At 44.0% G+C, this 15,894-nt stretch carries 11 protein-coding genes; 6 read left to right on the top strand and 5 right to left on the bottom strand.

Annotated features, from left to right (window positions below; all coding sequences use genetic code 11):
- Positions 1–122: 122 nt before the first annotated feature.
- The 3 genes from MKY73_RS16325 (at position 123) to MKY73_RS16315 (ending at position 3,217) form a co-directional block, all read left to right on the top strand.
- Entirely contained in the window at positions 123–710 is a 588-nt protein-coding gene (locus MKY73_RS16325) for a TetR/AcrR family transcriptional regulator (protein ID WP_339302631.1), read from the top strand.
- A gap of 72 nt (positions 711–782) precedes the next feature.
- The gene (locus MKY73_RS16320) at positions 783–2,264 is read left to right on the top strand and encodes a DHA2 family efflux MFS transporter permease subunit (protein WP_339308629.1); all 1,482 of its coding nucleotides are present in this window, start codon (positions 783–785) and stop codon (positions 2,262–2,264) included.
- A gap of 305 nt (positions 2,265–2,569) precedes the next feature.
- A complete protein-coding gene (locus MKY73_RS16315) occupies positions 2,570–3,217 on the top strand; it encodes a hypothetical protein (protein ID WP_339302630.1) in 648 nt (215 codons plus the stop codon).
- Between the two features lie 85 nt (positions 3,218–3,302).
- Here the strand turns inward: MKY73_RS16315 and MKY73_RS16310 are convergent, their stop codons facing one another.
- Entirely contained in the window at positions 3,303–4,280 is a 978-nt protein-coding gene (locus MKY73_RS16310) for an alpha/beta hydrolase (protein WP_339302629.1), read from the bottom strand.
- A gap of 202 nt (positions 4,281–4,482) precedes the next feature.
- On the opposite strand from MKY73_RS16310, the gene MKY73_RS16305 reads away from it, so the two are divergent.
- A complete protein-coding gene (locus MKY73_RS16305; RefSeq protein WP_339302628.1) occupies positions 4,483–5,460 on the top strand; it encodes an MBL fold metallo-hydrolase in 978 nt (325 codons plus the stop codon).
- Between the two features lie 50 nt (positions 5,461–5,510).
- Here MKY73_RS16305 and MKY73_RS16300 read toward each other — a convergent pair whose 3' ends face one another.
- Positions 5,511–6,092, bottom strand: a complete 582-nt coding sequence (locus MKY73_RS16300) for a LysE family transporter (RefSeq protein ID WP_339302627.1) — start codon at positions 6,090–6,092, stop codon at positions 5,511–5,513.
- Positions 6,093–6,221: 129 nt separating this feature from the next.
- On the opposite strand from MKY73_RS16300, the gene MKY73_RS16295 reads away from it, so the two are divergent.
- Positions 6,222–6,776, top strand: a complete 555-nt coding sequence (locus tag MKY73_RS16295) for an XRE family transcriptional regulator (RefSeq protein WP_339302626.1) — start codon at positions 6,222–6,224, stop codon at positions 6,774–6,776.
- A 199-nt stretch (positions 6,777–6,975) separates the two neighbouring features.
- On the opposite strand, the gene MKY73_RS16290 is transcribed toward MKY73_RS16295, so the two are convergent.
- A complete protein-coding gene (locus MKY73_RS16290; RefSeq protein WP_339302625.1) occupies positions 6,976–9,393 on the bottom strand; it encodes a LamG-like jellyroll fold domain-containing protein in 2,418 nt (805 codons plus the stop codon).
- A gap of 395 nt (positions 9,394–9,788) precedes the next feature.
- Between MKY73_RS16290 and MKY73_RS16285 the strand changes: the two genes are divergently transcribed.
- Entirely contained in the window at positions 9,789–13,526 is a 3,738-nt protein-coding gene (locus MKY73_RS16285; protein WP_339302624.1) for an alpha-L-arabinofuranosidase C-terminal domain-containing protein, read from the top strand.
- A 135-nt stretch (positions 13,527–13,661) separates the two neighbouring features.
- Here the strand turns inward: MKY73_RS16285 and MKY73_RS16280 are convergent, their stop codons facing one another.
- Together MKY73_RS16280 and MKY73_RS16275 are read right to left on the bottom strand one after the other, a co-directional pair.
- Complete coding sequence (locus tag MKY73_RS16280) at positions 13,662–15,059, bottom strand: TrkH family potassium uptake protein (protein WP_339302623.1); 1,398 nt, start codon at positions 15,057–15,059, stop codon at positions 13,662–13,664.
- On the bottom strand, positions 15,043–15,708 hold the full coding sequence (locus MKY73_RS16275) for a TrkA family potassium uptake protein (protein WP_339302622.1): 666 nt from the start codon (positions 15,706–15,708) through the stop codon (positions 15,043–15,045). The genes MKY73_RS16280 and MKY73_RS16275 overlap by 17 nt, the downstream gene beginning before the upstream one ends.
- Positions 15,709–15,894: the final 186 nt, after the last annotated feature.

Below are 15,894 nucleotides of genomic sequence, written 5' to 3'. Positions count from 1 at the left end.
GATGAATTCATATGAAAATGCTTACATCTAAAATTTGAAATAAAAAGGATTGACAGTGCCTATTTTAGCGGGTTTAATTATATAGACCGATTGTTATATTTATTTGAAGGAAGTGGCTTTCGTTGAGTGAAAAGTCTAATGCTAGGGAGTCCATTGTCAGCACAGCAGCGAGACTGTTTTTTTCACAAGGATATCATGCGACCGGTCTGAATCAGATCATCAAAGAGAGTAATACGCCGAAAGGGTCGTTGTATCATTATTTCCCTCATGGCAAGGAAGAGCTTGCGCACGAGTGTATTCAAAAAGCCAATGAACAGATCCTGCAGACATTTGAGAAAACATTTGCAGCCCATGATAATACAGGGGACGCCATTCAAAGATTTATTCATGATTTGGCTCATGAAACAGAAACAGCCGGGTTTACCGGATTTCTGCCATTCAGCTTCTGGGCAGCTGTGGAGACATCGTGTATTAGTCAGCAGTTGCGTATTGCATGTCAGGGTGTATTTGCAGATTGGCAGGATATCATTAAGAAACATCTGATTCTGGATGGCGTTGGTGAAGAGAAGGCGCGGGAGACGGCACTTCTGATCATTTCTTTGATGGAGGGAGCACTGATTATCAGCCTGACCAATCAGGATAAACAGCCTCTGCTGACGGCTGCTGAGTATTTGTCGGTTGTGACAAAGAACGCCAAACAGGTTCTATGAGTTATAGCAAGAGCCAGAGAAAAAGAAAGTAAGTTCGATACGTTTGAGGAGGATGGGATCGTGGAGGTTTCCATGAAGGCTGATTCTGCACAGAATCAACAAGAAACGAAGCAATACAAGGTATTTCCGATTTTGTTCGCAATGCTGCTGAGCGGCTTTATTGGTCTGTTTGGAGAAACGGCATTAAACGTGGCTTTGACGCCACTTATGGGTCTGCTTGAAGTTGGACCTACAACGATTCAATGGTTAACCACAGGTTACTTGCTTGTGTTGGGAATCCTGGTGCCGGTATCCGGTATGCTGTTGCAATGGTTTACAACCAGACAGCTATTCACAACATCCCTGATTTTCTCCATTGCAGGCACATTTGTTGCTGCGCTTGCACCTAGCTTCGAAATTTTGTTGGTGGCACGGGTACTACAGGCTGTAGGTACAGCACTGTTGCTGCCGCTGATGTTTAACACGATATTGGTTATTTTCCCGATTGAAAAACGTGGCGCTGCCATGGGATTAATCGGTTTGGTTATCATGTTTGCGCCAGCAAGCGGGCCAAGTATCTCCGGTCTGATCCTGGCTAATCTGAGCTGGCACTGGATCTTCTGGATTTCGTTGCCGTTCTTCATTATCTCACTGGTATGCGGCTTGCTGTTCTTGCCGAATATTTCGAAATTGACCAAGCCCAAAATCGATGTACTATCCATTATCCTTTCTACTCTAGGTTTTGGTGGTATCGTATACGGCTTCAGTAGCGCAGGTGGACATGGGGATACCGGTGGGGGCTGGACAAGTCCGATCGTTGTATCCACATTGGTTGTTGGTGTGCTGTCCTTGGTACTCTTCAGCATCCGTCAGTTGAGAATGAAACAGCCTATGATGGACTTGCGAGCCTTCAAGTACCCAATGTTTACGATTGGTTTGATTCTTGTCTTCATTTGTATGATGATGATTCTGTCTTCCATGTTAATCCTGCCTATGTATCTTCAGCAGGGAATGGCTGTGACAGCGTTGACTGCTGGATTGGTACTATTACCAGGCAGCTTGTTGAATGGATTTTTATCACCAGTCATGGGACGTTTGTTTGATAAGTTTGGACCGAAATGGCTTGTGATTATTGGAATGACTGTCGTGGCAATAGTTCTGTTCTTATACACAGGTATTGAGGCGACGACTTCCCTTGGTACGATTATTACGTTGCATGTGTTCATGATGGTCGGCATTTCGATGATTATGATGCCTGCACAGACCAATGGTTTGAACCAGTTGCCTCGTGAGTATTATCCGCACGGTACTGCAATCATGAATACATTACAGCAGGTATCCGGAGCAATCGGTACTGCGGTGGCGGTAAGTATATTGAGTGCAGGGCAATCCAGCTTTCTAAGTAGTGTGGCCAATCCGGAAACCCCGGAGAATCAACTGGCAGGTTTCACATCAGGAGTACAAAACGCTTTCGTCTTTGCTTTGGTTCTGGCGATAATCGGTTTGATCACTTCACTCTTCGTGAAACGAGTCAAGGTTGGATCTGCACCAGAGCAACAAGGTCCAATGCATTAATATTATACCTGTGCAATATCAAGAGCGATGCGTTCCTTAACCATAAGGATGCATCGCTCTTTTATTAGGTGAAATTTATTAGTTTAATAATTTGTGTTGACGTGAAACGGGTTTCAGCCATTAGAGTAAGTGTATAGCCAGTCTTCGGCAGCACAAAACATTGAATTTCAGAGCAAATACTTCATGTTCCTGCAAGATTGTATATGTTCATACTAATATAACAGGGTAATATAGAATATATTCGTGCAATTTTAATTAATCGAAAACGATTTATATCTTTTATCTTTATGCAAGGAGACCTCATTATGATAATCATTCATCCCATCGATAACACGATCGAAAAGATGCTGTTACACTACGAAAAAAATGGTCATCTCACACTACAGGCTTCGCTTATTAGTAATAGCTCGGTTGTATATAGATTGCAAGACTATTGTCTCAAGGTATACGCTTCACGAGCAAGATTGGATGGGGAGATGGAAAGTGCAGCAATTAGGTCATTGCAAAATAACCCTTATTCACCTAAATTGTATGCGTATTCACCAGGGGAGTACATCCTGACAGAGTGGATTGACGCATGTAATCTGAAACAATACCGTGCGGCGTATGGACATATTCCTCCAAGCTTGATATATGATATGTTCTCGACAGAGCTTCAGCAGATTCAAGCGGGATATTGGGATTGGGATGTTATCCGATACGAAAATTTACTTTGGACGGAAACCGGAAATGTGAAAAGAACAGACTTTTGGTTGTGTGAGCCTGTAAGAGCCAGACGCGAGAGCCTGTATGAGCAGGTCATTCACAAGATTGAACAGATCTACAATGGGGATCGAATCGAAATGGAGGCAATGGCGCAGTATTTCATTCGTCACCAGCTTACTTCTTCAGAGATCCAGCAAGCCTTCAACGATTTCCGGTCTCAACGGCCAAGACTGGCGATAGCACAATAAATCATACTTAAAACCCCAGAGATATGGATAATCTTTGGGGTTTCTTTTTTTACTATAGCCTTGCATTACTTTGGTAGATTGTAAGTTACTTCTTCACCAGGGCCAATATTTCATCGGCAACGAGGTCAGGATGATATTGATGGATGTAATGGTCGGTATCTTTAATGGTTACCTGTTTCGATTCATCTGACCAAGATTTGAATTCTGCTTGTGTTTTATCCCATTCGGGCTCACTTGCACCAAAGTAGTCAGCCGTCAGTATGGTGAGTGGAAACGGGAATGGTTGCTTGTGATCTACGACCACTTTTCCATTCTCAGCTATTTCACGCAATTCATCCAACGTGTTTTCATTACCATAGTTGTGCAGTAGGGCAGTTGTATCCAATTTTTTTAAATCTTCAGGTACAAGTTTCAGTTCATTACGGTTGGCATTGGATGTTTCGACAACCAAGTCAGATTGCATGGAGAGGCGGAATAGTCCGGTTTGGATACGTAATTTGTTAGCAAAACCACCAATTGTGTCTGCCAAAGAGTCATCGTCCTTTGAATAATATTCAGGGCTTCCGCCATCAATCATGACGATACCCTTAACGAGATCCGGGTATTTTTGAGCGAAACGGATGGTCTCCAGCGAGCCGAGCGAATGTCCAACTAATACATAAGGTGGCTTCTGTCCAGATACCTGCAACAACTCGTGTAATTCTTCAGCTATGGTATCAACATCACGTTTGTTATCGGTCTGATCACTGTATCCATAGCCAAATCGATCATATACAGCGAATTTTGTGTTGGGAGCGAGCTTTTCATATAATGGATAATAATCTACATAGGGATTAGCGGTACCCCAGCCGGAGGCGAGCACTACGGTTACATCGCCTTCTCCACCCTTATATAGATGCATATTTTCACCATGTACTTTGTACAACTCTCCAGGGGGCACAAGTATTTTTGCATCTTGCCTTACACCTACTTGTTGGTAGATTACCCCTGTACCGAGAAGCAACAGAAGCACCGCCAGGTCGAATATCAAAAACTTGACTAATCTTTTACGCCATTTCTTCATGTTTTCTCACACACTCTCTCGATGTATTTTCTCAATTATATATGCCCAATCTTATACGAGAGAAAACCGTGTCTTAATTCTATCTTAATTAACCGAAAATTGAATATCACCAGCCAATGAATTAATATATAGCTACGATATGAATATATGTTATCCAAATGTTTAATCATAGATTGATTATATAGAACAGAAGGTATGAACAATGACAAAATACGAAAATCAGCTTCCGACATCAGCTGGCATGAACTTCAAGTCCTTGGTCAGTATATTGAGAGATTCCATGCGTGGAGATGTTGAGCGGAGGCCATCAAGTACGATGCCGATAGTGATGTGTGAACCTGCAGAGTCATTCAGTGCATCCGATCATCCGCAGGTTACATGGTTCGGCCACTCGGCGTTTTTGCTTGAAATCGAGGGTCACAGGTTACTCTTTGATCCAATGCTGGGCAATCGTCCATCTCCCGTATCCTGGGTGGGTACCAAACGTTACAGCACGAATCTGCCGATTCAACCGGAGGACTTCCCGACGCTGGATGCAATCATTATATCGCATGACCATTATGATCATCTGGACTATGATTCCATTCGCAGATTGAAGGATAAAACAAAACGATTTATTGTGCCACTTGGGGTACGTCGTCGACTGATTCAACTGGGGGTGCCTTCGGAGCAGATTACCGAGCATAACTGGTGGGATGAGTTATCGTTCAAAGGTCTAACATTGGCTTGTACGCCAGCACGACATTTTTCAGGCAGGGGATTGTTTGACCGTAATTCTACCTTATGGTGTTCGTGGGTCATCGCTGGACAACATACAAAAGTGTTCTTTAGTGGTGACAGCGGATACGGTCCTCACTTCAAGGAAATTGGCAGTAAATACGGTCCATTTGATCTGACTTTGATGGAATGCGGGCAATATGACGAACGGTGGTCCAACATTCACATGATGCCGGAAGAGACGGTGCAAGCACATTTGGATGTAGGTGGCCAGTTGCTTATCCCGATTCATTGGGCCGCATTTACGCTGGCTTATCATGCCTGGAATGAACCGGTCGAACGGATTACCAAGGCAGCACATGCTATGAATGTTAAGATTGCAACACCTAAAATTGGCGAGAAGGTTGTACTTCATACAGAGGGCTACCCTACACATCCATGGTGGAGACCTGGGTTAGGGTAAAATAAAAGCGTTCAGCTCATTCAATGAGTGGACGCTTTTTCTGTTGCATTTTACATCAGGATCGATAGTGCACTGTAGATTAACATTATACCCATCACGATATTAACTGGACGTTCATATCGCAATAGAAAGCTCTGGAATAATAGTCCACCAAAAGCCCAGGTCATATTGGCGCTAATCCCGATAAAGGTGAGCAGCAAGGAAAATGCGATAAGTTGAACATGGGATTGCCCAAGAGGCAGAACAAAAACGGATATGGCCGTAAGTCCATACAGAATGACTTTGGGATTAATGAATTGCAGGGTGAACCCAAATAGAAATGAATAATGATTCACTGTGTTTTCTTCCGTATCTGCAGGTTTGCTTCGCATAATTTTGATTGCCAGGTAAAGCATGTACACACATCCCAACAGGTTCAAAATGGGTGTGATCTTGGGGATATATTGATGCAGAATAAGGTTGAAATAGCTAGACAGAAACATAATAAGCAAGCAACCGGCTGCAACTCCACTAATAAACGGTAGGGTCTTGCGGAAACCCTTATTTCTTGCATGCGTCATGGAAATGATATTGTTGGGGCCCGGTGTAAATGATGCGATGATTGCGTATGTCACCAAAGGTATGATGTTCATGTGTCCTCCATGTCTTCTCAAGTTGTGTGATATAATAACCTAAATGTACGTTATAGCGTATGGTCTTTATAATTGTGCAATATGTGCGTTATAAAGCACAACTAGTTTATATCATGAGGAGGATGGATCTTGAAAAATATTAATCATATTCTTGCCCAGAACTTGAAACAGCTCAGGGAACAGAGAAAGCTTAGTCTGGACAAGGTTGCCGAAATGTCCGGTATTAGCAAGACCATGCTTGGTCAGATTGAACGTGGCGAATCCAACCCATCGATTGCAACCGTATGGAAGATTGCCAACGGCCTGAAAATTTCTTTTACTGCTTTGATCCACGAGCCGAAGTCAGATACTACCGTTGTAACGGGCAATGATATTCAAGTATTGGTGGAGGATGAGGGAAGGGTACGAATATATCCGCATTTTCCTTTTGAAGAGGGGCGGCGTTTTGAAATATATATGATGGAGATGGACCCTCAGACTGCATTAAATGCAGAATCGCATATCGAAGGTACGGAAGAATTTATTACGGTCTTTGAAGGGGAAGTTTCGATTCGAGTTGGGACGGAAGAATATACGGTGAACCAAGGGGAATCCATTCGTTTTGGAGCGGACAAGCCTCATGCCTATGTCAACGCTGGTGCTAAGACCAATAAATTAAACATGGTTATTCATTATTCGAAGTGAACGCCAAGAGCCAATTGTGAAGGTAACGAACGATGAACGAATGTATGCATAAATGAATGAAATGACAATAAAGCAGCCTGGTCATTGAACTGCACCTCCTTCAGTCTGACAAATGACAAAGAGGATACCGTTCAAACCATTGGCTGCTTTATTGGTGTGTGTGTTCGTTATGGAGCGCAACGCCTATGATATGGCTGGGTTAAGGCTTTTCTTTGGCTTGACGCTGAATTTCCTTGGCTGTTAATGCTTTATCGTACACTTTAACATGATCCAGACTACCTTTGTAGAACGGATCAGCCGCATAACGACTCTTGCCCACATAAGCTTCCGTTACCTGCAGATCTTTCGGGTTAAAGGTGATCTCAGAGCTGCTTGCAACCGATGTGCCATTCACATATAGAGTGCCTACATCACCCTGAAGAGTTACAGCCACATGAACCCACTCCTTGGAAGGCAAGGGATTTGCAGCAATCAGACTCTGATCCCGTCCCTCATTATGGATGGTGAATTGTAATGCTCCATTATGCTGGGATGGAGTAAGGAACATGTGTCTCGTCAAGCCATTTCCAAAGTCGAAAATACGCTGCCAGGACCCGCCACCATCCCAATTGACCCAAGCGCTAAACGTAAAATCCGTGGTATCAGTCAACAGTCCAGGCAACTGGATGTAACTGTTGGTCCCGTTAAATGTGGCAGCCTGATTTTTGCCACCTGCAGCAGAACTCACCACATTATAGGCTTGTCCATGATATTTGTTCTTACTGTCATCCTGTGCGATTTTTGCAATTTTCTTGTGTTCAAACGTATACTCCCCGAGCAATGGACTTACCGCTTGCTGCGGAATAATCACGTTGAACGTTTTGGAGCTTACCGCAGTACCTTTACGAATAGTAGCAGTTAATTTCACTTTGGCATCCCCCTTGCCAGCGCGTGGTCGCTGCACTACACCAGTAGCTGATAGAGCCGAAGGGTTTGAGCTTTTCCACGTAATGTCTGCATCACTTGAGCCCTTTGAAGGCAGTGAGAGATTGAAGAATAATTGATTTGTATTACCAATGCTCAGATCCTTTTTCACCGCATCTACAATGTCTTGATCGCTCCGTTCAACACCTTGACTTCCCCAGATGGTTACCCCGGAGGAGGAGAGGGCGCTAAAGGCCAGAACTGTACTTTGAGATTCCGAATTCCATTCATGTGTGAAAACTCCTTTGTAGACAACGTTATTCGATTTGATCTGAACTTTGTTGTCTGCCTCAAGGCTCCAAGTTCCTGTCACGGCACCATGAATCTGCCCATCTGCTGTGAACTGAACGGCCTGCGATGGCTTGATGTCCGCCGTGATGTCCTTACCGTGATTCACCCACTGGTACTGACCGACGATATCCTGAGCTGTTAGTTGCGTTGTATCCTCTCCCAAGGCAGCATAGCGATACGGAGAAACGACGAGCCAACCGTCTGCATTCATATGCATATCGTGTACGCGGACTTCATGTTCTTCACCACGCCCCGGAAAACGTGAATGGAAGATCAGATATTGTTTGCCTGTCTCCACATCAATATAAGCTGAGTTGTGTCCCGGTGATACATAACCGGTTCCCAGGCCTGTGCCCGGATCGCCAATCTGTCTCTCGAACAGGAAGTTCCCCATTAATTTGACACCAAAAGGCTCAATGGAACGATCATCAAATAGCGGTTTATCCTTGTCCGCTTTAACGTTGATCATATCGTTTCCTTCGGCATCCAGGAAAGGACCATCCGGCGTTTGGGAACGAGCAACTCGAATGTTATATCCTCCGTCAGCACCCAGTCCGCCGTAAGACAGGTACAGATAATAATAATCGGTTTCGGGACTGTAGAGCATATAAGGGGCCTCAATACGACTATGGTTGCCTCCCGTCAGCTTTTTGCCATAACCTTGATTGGGCAGCGGTTTACCCGTCGTCTCATCCATCTCCAGAATGAAAATCCCCCCGGAGTAGGAGCCATACACCATCCATAACTTGCCGTTTTTATCATAGAAGACATCAGGATCGACCACATTGGGATGAATCGTTGCATCGTAAATGGTACCATCCTCACTGATCTGATCCCACATGCCAGATTTCAACAGTATCCCTTGGTCCTTATAAGGTCCTTCAATGTTGTCTGCGACAGCAATGCCAAGCGCTGATCGCGGAGAGTCGCCTTTACAAGCATTGTAGTACATATAAAATTTGCCGTCTGCGAGCTGAATGACATCTGCCGCCCATAACGTATCTGTCTGTGCCCATTCCAATGCTTCAGCGAATTCTTTGGTTACATTCGGGACCACAGGATTATTGTCCGTAACACCCGAAGCGACGAGGTCCCAGTTCAGAAAATCTTTGGACTTGGCTACTTGCAGGTGTGATCCAAAAATATAAAAGGTATCCTCCACCTTAATGACAGAAGGGTCATGAACAGAAACATTTTTGAATGTTGGAGCTGGATTTACCATTGGTGTAATGGAAGTCTGTGCGTTACCCACAGTTGCCCCTGAACCATTGGCGAACACCGAGACCGGCGTCAAAGTTGTTGCTGTAAGTAATACGGTGCTTAGTACAGAAATGTTAAGTACATTTACCCAATAACGTTTCATATTTTTCCCCTTTCCTAATTCCCGGAATGAAAAATAACGCGATACTTGGCAACACACGATATAAGGTTCAGCAGACCTCCTTTGAGTGTCCAATCATAATCAAGCGATTTCATTTGATATATTATCAATTGGTTTATATGTTTGTAAACCATAAATATGATCGATTTATAGCAAAATGAATAAAAATAAGAGCAGAGAGATGGACCGACCAAGCTTCTTACATTGAAATAAACATAAATAAAACAGGAGTCATTTTTAAATTTAGGATTGAAATAGGGCTCTGTAATGAGATAGTATTACGTTTAGATTATGTCTTTAAATATTTATCAATCATTTTATAATTATGCGAATCAAAAGAGGGGAAGACAATTCTACACTACATAGGAGGTTAGCACATGACTTCGTATCAAAACCAATTAATCGCACGGTACATATTCGAAGATGCTGTTCAGATCGGTAAAGACAACTCCGGGAACGGACATGATAGTCTGGCAAAAGGCGAGATTCTGCCAGTGGGATCCAAAGTGAAAGGCAGATCGGCTGTAACTTTTAGCGGGGGAGTGAATGGAACTTCTTATCTGCAGTTACCTTCGGATCTACTTCGGAATGTAAGCGATAACACAGGGATTACGATTACCACTTGGGTGTTCATGGGCAAGGGGTCTAATGTGTGGGAACGCATTTTTGACTTTGGCAAAGGGGAGAAGGGACCGTATATGTTTCTGACGCGTCAGCTCCTGGGTACGTTATATGCCGGAGATAATCTGGTTGTTCATCCAAGTGGGGGAGTTGCAAGCGGTGAATGGATGCATATTGCACTCTCCGTGGCAGGCAGCCAAGGAGGGACGCTCAGCAGTGCAGGTCCGATTGTATATGTGAACGGAGAGAAAGCCGCAGACGGTTCGATCAGTCAGACATCCAGTGGCAATTATGCCAAACTGCGCAATTGGTTTGATACGTTCAAGGACCCTGAGAATTATAACCAGAACTATATTGGACGCTCCCAATACGCAGCTGATGTGGATTTTGCAGGTTCGTTGTCCGACTTTCGGATCTATGGGGCAGCGCTCACCATGGATCAGGTGATTGAAGTGATGTGTGAATCACTGACAGATGAAGCGATTGTGAAGCTAGCGGCAGACAAGTATTTGTCCTTCCCTAACCGAATTATCACCAAAGATGTGTCATTGCCCACACATTTACTGGGTGATAAAGTGACGGTACAGTGGAGTTCCAGTAATCCGGAAGTCCTGTCTGAGAATGGAGAGGTTCAGGCAATTACATCAGCACAAGAGGTTACGCTCCGTGCGCTTCTGAACAAGGGTGATAGCAAGCTGAGCCAAAGCTTTGACGTGTCTGTTGTGCCGGCGCACGTCCCGCCGTATACGATCACCATCCATGGAGATCAGAAGGTGGCCGACATCAGTGAAGTGATGTATGGTTTGTTCTATGAGGATATTAATAACGCCGCTGATGGCGGGATCTATGCGGAGCTTGTTCAGAATCGATCATTTGAATCTTTTGCATTTGATACATATTCACAAGATTCGGGGGAATGTGGTTGTTCGACAGGTCGAAATCGTGAACCTTTGTTTGCCTGGTCAGGGGATACCGAGAGGATGCTCGTGCAGCATACGGAGGGATTGAATACACATTTTAACGTGCAAGATCCTGAAGTAAATGCTTATTATGTCACGGTTCAGGATGGGGCAACGATTCGAAATCGTGGATTCTCAGACTCCAACCAGCATTGTGCCATGTCTATCAAGCAGGGTGAGGCGTATGATTTTACCGTATGGGCAAAAGCAGAGTCGGCAGGAACAATCACTGTTCAATTGCAGGATAGAGAAGACACTTCCATCAGTGATTCGGTAACGTTACATGTTGAAGGCGGGAACACATGGAAGAAATACGGCTTGTCACTTACCGGAAAGCATACTGTACTTGGTCAACTGGCACTTACGTTTGCAGGTGACATATCTGTTGATATGGTGTCTTTAGTGCCTCAGAATGTATGGGGAGCTGATCCGACAGAAGAAGGAATATCCGCTACAGCACATGCCAACTACACAGGTAATCCGAACTATCGATTGAGAAAAGATCTAATTCAGGCACTCGCAGATCTGCATCCAAAGTTCCTGCGTTTTCCGGGAGGATGTATCTCGGAAGGGTCCTTCATATGGGACAACGTATACGATTGGAAGGATTCTGTAGGACCCGTTGAGCTGCGCAAAGAGAATTATAATGTCTGGGGTTACATGATGACGATGGGGCTTGGTTATATGGAGTACTTCCAGTTGGCGGAGGATCTGAATGCTGCTCCGGTTCCGGTGATGGCTTGCGGTGTGTTATGTCAGGCACGTTCGGATTATGCTCACCCTGCGGGTGGCGCATTAAGGGAATATTATATCCGCAACTTCACCGACCTGATCGACTTTGCACTCAGTACAGATGTTGAACACAACGAATGGGCGGCGGTACGAAGCCAGATGGGACATCCTGAACCGTTCGATCTTCGTTATCTGGGTGTAGGTAATGAGAACTGGGGCACTGAGTTTTTTGCCAATTTCGAAGTATTCAAAAGCTCGATAGATGAGTACATGAAACGGAATTATCCGGATCATGAGCTGCACATTATCTCGACGGTTGGTGCTCAGGCGGATGATGATGCGTATCAGGAAGGATGGAAGTTTCTCAGCGGAAATCTGACCGGATCAGCCCAAGTTGCTTTTGCAGATAGTACAGAGGTCATTGAGGAGACCGTAACCTGGTATGAGAATCAGGACAATTATATGGACACCATCGCAGATGAGCACTACTATCGATCCAATGAATATTTGCTGAATAACGTGGATCGTTACAACTACTATGACCGGGCCTATCATGAAGACGGAAGTGTCGACTGGAAAGAAACATCCAAAGTGTTTGTGGGAGAGTATGCTTCCACGGACAAAAATACACTGGCAGGTGCGGTTGCGGAAGCTGCGATCATGACCAGCTTTGAAAATAATGCGGACGTTGTTCGTCTGGCTGCCTATGCGCCATTGTTCAACAAAGTACTAATGGACGGGACCTACCGCTGGACGCCGGACTGCATTTGGTTTGATGATGAAACGGTGTGGTACACACCGAATTATTATGTGCAGCAGCTTTTTGCAAAATATATAGGGGATCATGTCCTTGCGACTTCGTTCTCCACATATAGCAAAGGCAAACCGCTGAATCTCATTCCACGTGGCGGCATCGAGATTGCGACAGGGAATGCAGACATCGTGGTGAAAAGAGTCACCGTCACGTCCAATGTGGATGGCAGCTTGATGTTTGAAGAAGATTTCAGGGAACGTACAGAGCTTAGTGAGGCATGGAGCCAGATTCCTGAATCGGAAGGATACACTTTAACCGCAGGAAAAGGGCTCATCTTGAGCGCACAAACTACTGGATTAAATGGACTGTACCTGCTGAATGACGAATGGACCAACTACCAGGTGCACGTTGAGGCGGAGAGAATTTCGGGTGAGGATGGTTTTTACATCGGCGTGGGATTGACGGATATCATACCTGAGAACAAGGATGTCATTGAGTACGCAATCAGTTACAGTGGGGACGCAACAGGCGTGAAGGTGTACAAACAAGGGGTCGAGGGTTATACACTGGGAGATTACTCATCCAGTTCAGCAGCAGGTAATCTGAGAACGGCCAATTATGAACCAATCGAGAATGGGACCGATTATAGGATTACGGTTAACTATGGTGGGGATACAGGAAAGAATCTGATCTGCTCGTACACAGATGGTCTCCATCCCAGCAAAGTTCTGGATTACAAGCTGGAAGCCTACAACCGGGAAGTATTCCACTCCGTTACGAAGGACGCACGGCATGTGTATGTGAAGCTGGTGAATGCAGATGATGTGGATAAATCAACCCGGATTTGCCTTCAGGATCTGAAGGTGGAATCTTCAGCCAGACTGCTCACGCTTACCGGAGAAGAACATTTGGTGCATATTCCAAATGTGAATCAGAAGAATGATGAGAAAGTGGTTCCCCTAGAACAGGAGATAAAATGGAATGGTGAATCAGTGATTGTTGATTTGTCAGCTCATTCGGTAAATGTTCTTATTATGGATCTTCAGTAAGAAAATATATTAAAAAAGGCCCCTTTAAGCAGACATCAGTTGTCTCCGATAAGGGGGCCTTTTGCTATTGAACTTGTTTTGACCTAAAAAGCAATTAATTTTCGCAATAGGATTAACATGTCATAGTCCGGTATGTTAACCAATAAGGACATGGTCCTCTGCATAACCGATTTTGGATGTGCGTTTCTTCTGAGCCAGTGCAAAAGCCAGAGTTAATGGTCCCAATCGTCCTGCAAACATCGTAATAGAGACTATCATTTTACCGGCAACACTCAACTCACTCGTCAGACCCATCGAGAGTCCTGTGGTGCTAAATGCTGAAGTAGCTTCAAACAGAACATCCAGAAAATGATTTTCTAGAATGCCTTCGGATATGGATAGCAGAATGGAAATCCCAAGCACAAAGGCGAGAGAACTTAAGACAACAGCGAGTGCACGCATTACTGTTTCTTCTGCAATTTTACGCTCAAAAGCATGAATCTGTCCGCCACCCCGAAATGTTTGTATGGTCGCAAGAATAAGGACTACAAAAGTATTGATTTTAATTCCTCCACCTGTTCCGCCGGAAGAAGCCCCAATGAACATTAGGATTATAATGAAAAATTGGGATGTGGCCAACATACTTCCAATGTCAATGGTATTGAATCCAGAGCTTCGAGGAGCAGTACCCTGAAATAGAGAAGCCCATATACGTTCACTGTAAGATAAATCAGCAAACGTAGAAGGATTCCAACTCTCGAGTAAAAAAATAGTGAGAAATCCAAACAAGTACAGAGAAAAACTACCGATTAACACAATTTTTGAATGAAGGGAGAGCTTTCTCCATGAACGTTTGCGGAATACATCCACAACCACAATGTAACCCAAGCCGCCAATGATAAAGAGCGTAATGACTGTGAGATTAACAATCGGGTCACCAACAAATGGGGTAAGGCTATCACTCCAAAGAGAGAAACCCGCATTATTGAAGGCAGAGATGGAATGGAATATGGCGTAATAGAAAGCTTGTCCCCATCCCAAATCACTCTGCCAGCGCAATGTAAGAACTACCGTAGCTAGAGCTTCAAAAGCAAAGGCTATAAGTACAATATACATGGATAACTTAACCAGACCTTGAGCAGAGGAGGTGTTGGTGGCTTGTTGAATAAGAAGCCTCTGTTTCAAACCAATCCGTTTCCCCAGAATAATGGCAACCATTACACCTAGTGTCATAAAACCCAGTCCACCAACCTGAATCAAAATCATGATGATGACCTGTCCGAATGTTGAAAAGACACTCCCTGTATCCAGTACGATAAGCCCGTTTACACAGATTGCAGAAGTAGCTGTAAACAGAGCATCAATTAACCCGATTGATTTTCCGTTACTGGAAGATACCGGTAGTGCTAACAATATGGCTCCGATCCAGATAAGGGTGAAGAAGATGATCATGATCAGTTGAGGAGGGCTCATATTATTTTTTAGCTTGTTCACAATGGATTCAATCTTATCTAGCGGCGAGTTTCCATGTGTGTTTTTATTTCTTTGGTTCATAGTCACTCTCCAGATTCCGAATGTCATCGTTACTGCCTATTAATAGGAGCATATCTCCCGCACGGACTATGTCTTCTGCCATGGGTGAGATATTCAGGTTATTTCCCGTTTTGATGGCGATAACGGTACATCCATATTCAGCCCGAATGTTGAGTTCCAGAAGTGTCTTCTGATTCATACTTAAGGGAGCTTTGATTTCAACCAGATTATAATCTGAAGACAATTCAATGGAATCAATAATGTTGTCTGAGCTAAGCTGATTCCCCAGCCTTGTAGCCATGTCACGTTCAGGATAAACGATCTGATCCGCACCAATCTTGCTAAGTACACTGCCATGGTTATCATTTTTTGCTTTGGCTGTTACTTTGGGTACATTAAGTTCTTTCAATAATAGAGTGGTCAGTATGCTTGCTTGCAGATCTTCGCCAATCGCCACAATGGCGTGTGAAAAATTGCTTGCTCCAAGCTCCATAAGGACTGATTTGTCAGTGCAATCTGCTTGTACCGCATGGGTTGCCACCGTTGAAATCTCCTGAACAAGAGTTTCGTTTTTGTCTACAGCGAGCACTTCATGCCCATTTTTAATGAGTGTGTGTGTCAAGCTTGAACCGAATCGTCCAAGACCAAGTACCATAAATTGTTTTTTCATAATATCCCTCTTTTGTTATTAGGTTTCATCTATATAACGAACTATTCGTCATGCAATCTTATCAAAAATCATTGTATCTATACATATCCCAAAATTATATATTCTAAGGGGTTAAGAATAGCATTGCAACTGGATTGGAATTTTTGAAAGGATATGGATTAATAAAATTGGGATCATGACCTGATT

This window comes from Paenibacillus sp. FSL R5-0519 (assembly GCF_037974275.1).
Classification (GTDB): Bacteria; Bacillota; Bacilli; order Paenibacillales; family Paenibacillaceae; genus Paenibacillus.
This window is presented reverse-complemented; position numbering and strand designations above follow the sequence as displayed.

Excerpts from the sequence above, each read along its gene's own strand:
- MKY73_RS16320 (WP_339308629.1), top strand. The coding sequence starts at position 783 with ATGAAGGCTGATTCTGCACAGAATCAACAAGAAACGAAGCAATACAAG.
- MKY73_RS16315 (WP_339302630.1), top strand. The coding sequence starts at position 2,570 with ATGATAATCATTCATCCCATCGATAACACGATCGAAAAGATGCTGTTA.
- MKY73_RS16310 (WP_339302629.1), bottom strand. The coding sequence starts at position 4,280 with ATGAAGAAATGGCGTAAAAGATTAGTCAAGTTTTTGATATTCGACCTG.
- MKY73_RS16305 (WP_339302628.1), top strand. The coding sequence starts at position 4,483 with ATGACAAAATACGAAAATCAGCTTCCGACATCAGCTGGCATGAACTTC.
- MKY73_RS16300 (WP_339302627.1), bottom strand. The coding sequence starts at position 6,092 with ATGAACATCATACCTTTGGTGACATACGCAATCATCGCATCATTTACA.
- MKY73_RS16290 (WP_339302625.1), bottom strand. The coding sequence starts at position 9,393 with ATGAAACGTTATTGGGTAAATGTACTTAACATTTCTGTACTAAGCACC.
- MKY73_RS16285 (WP_339302624.1), top strand. The coding sequence starts at position 9,789 with ATGACTTCGTATCAAAACCAATTAATCGCACGGTACATATTCGAAGAT.
- MKY73_RS16280 (WP_339302623.1), bottom strand. The coding sequence starts at position 15,059 with ATGAACCAAAGAAATAAAAACACACATGGAAACTCGCCGCTAGATAAG.
- MKY73_RS16275 (WP_339302622.1), bottom strand. The coding sequence starts at position 15,708 with ATGAAAAAACAATTTATGGTACTTGGTCTTGGACGATTCGGTTCAAGC.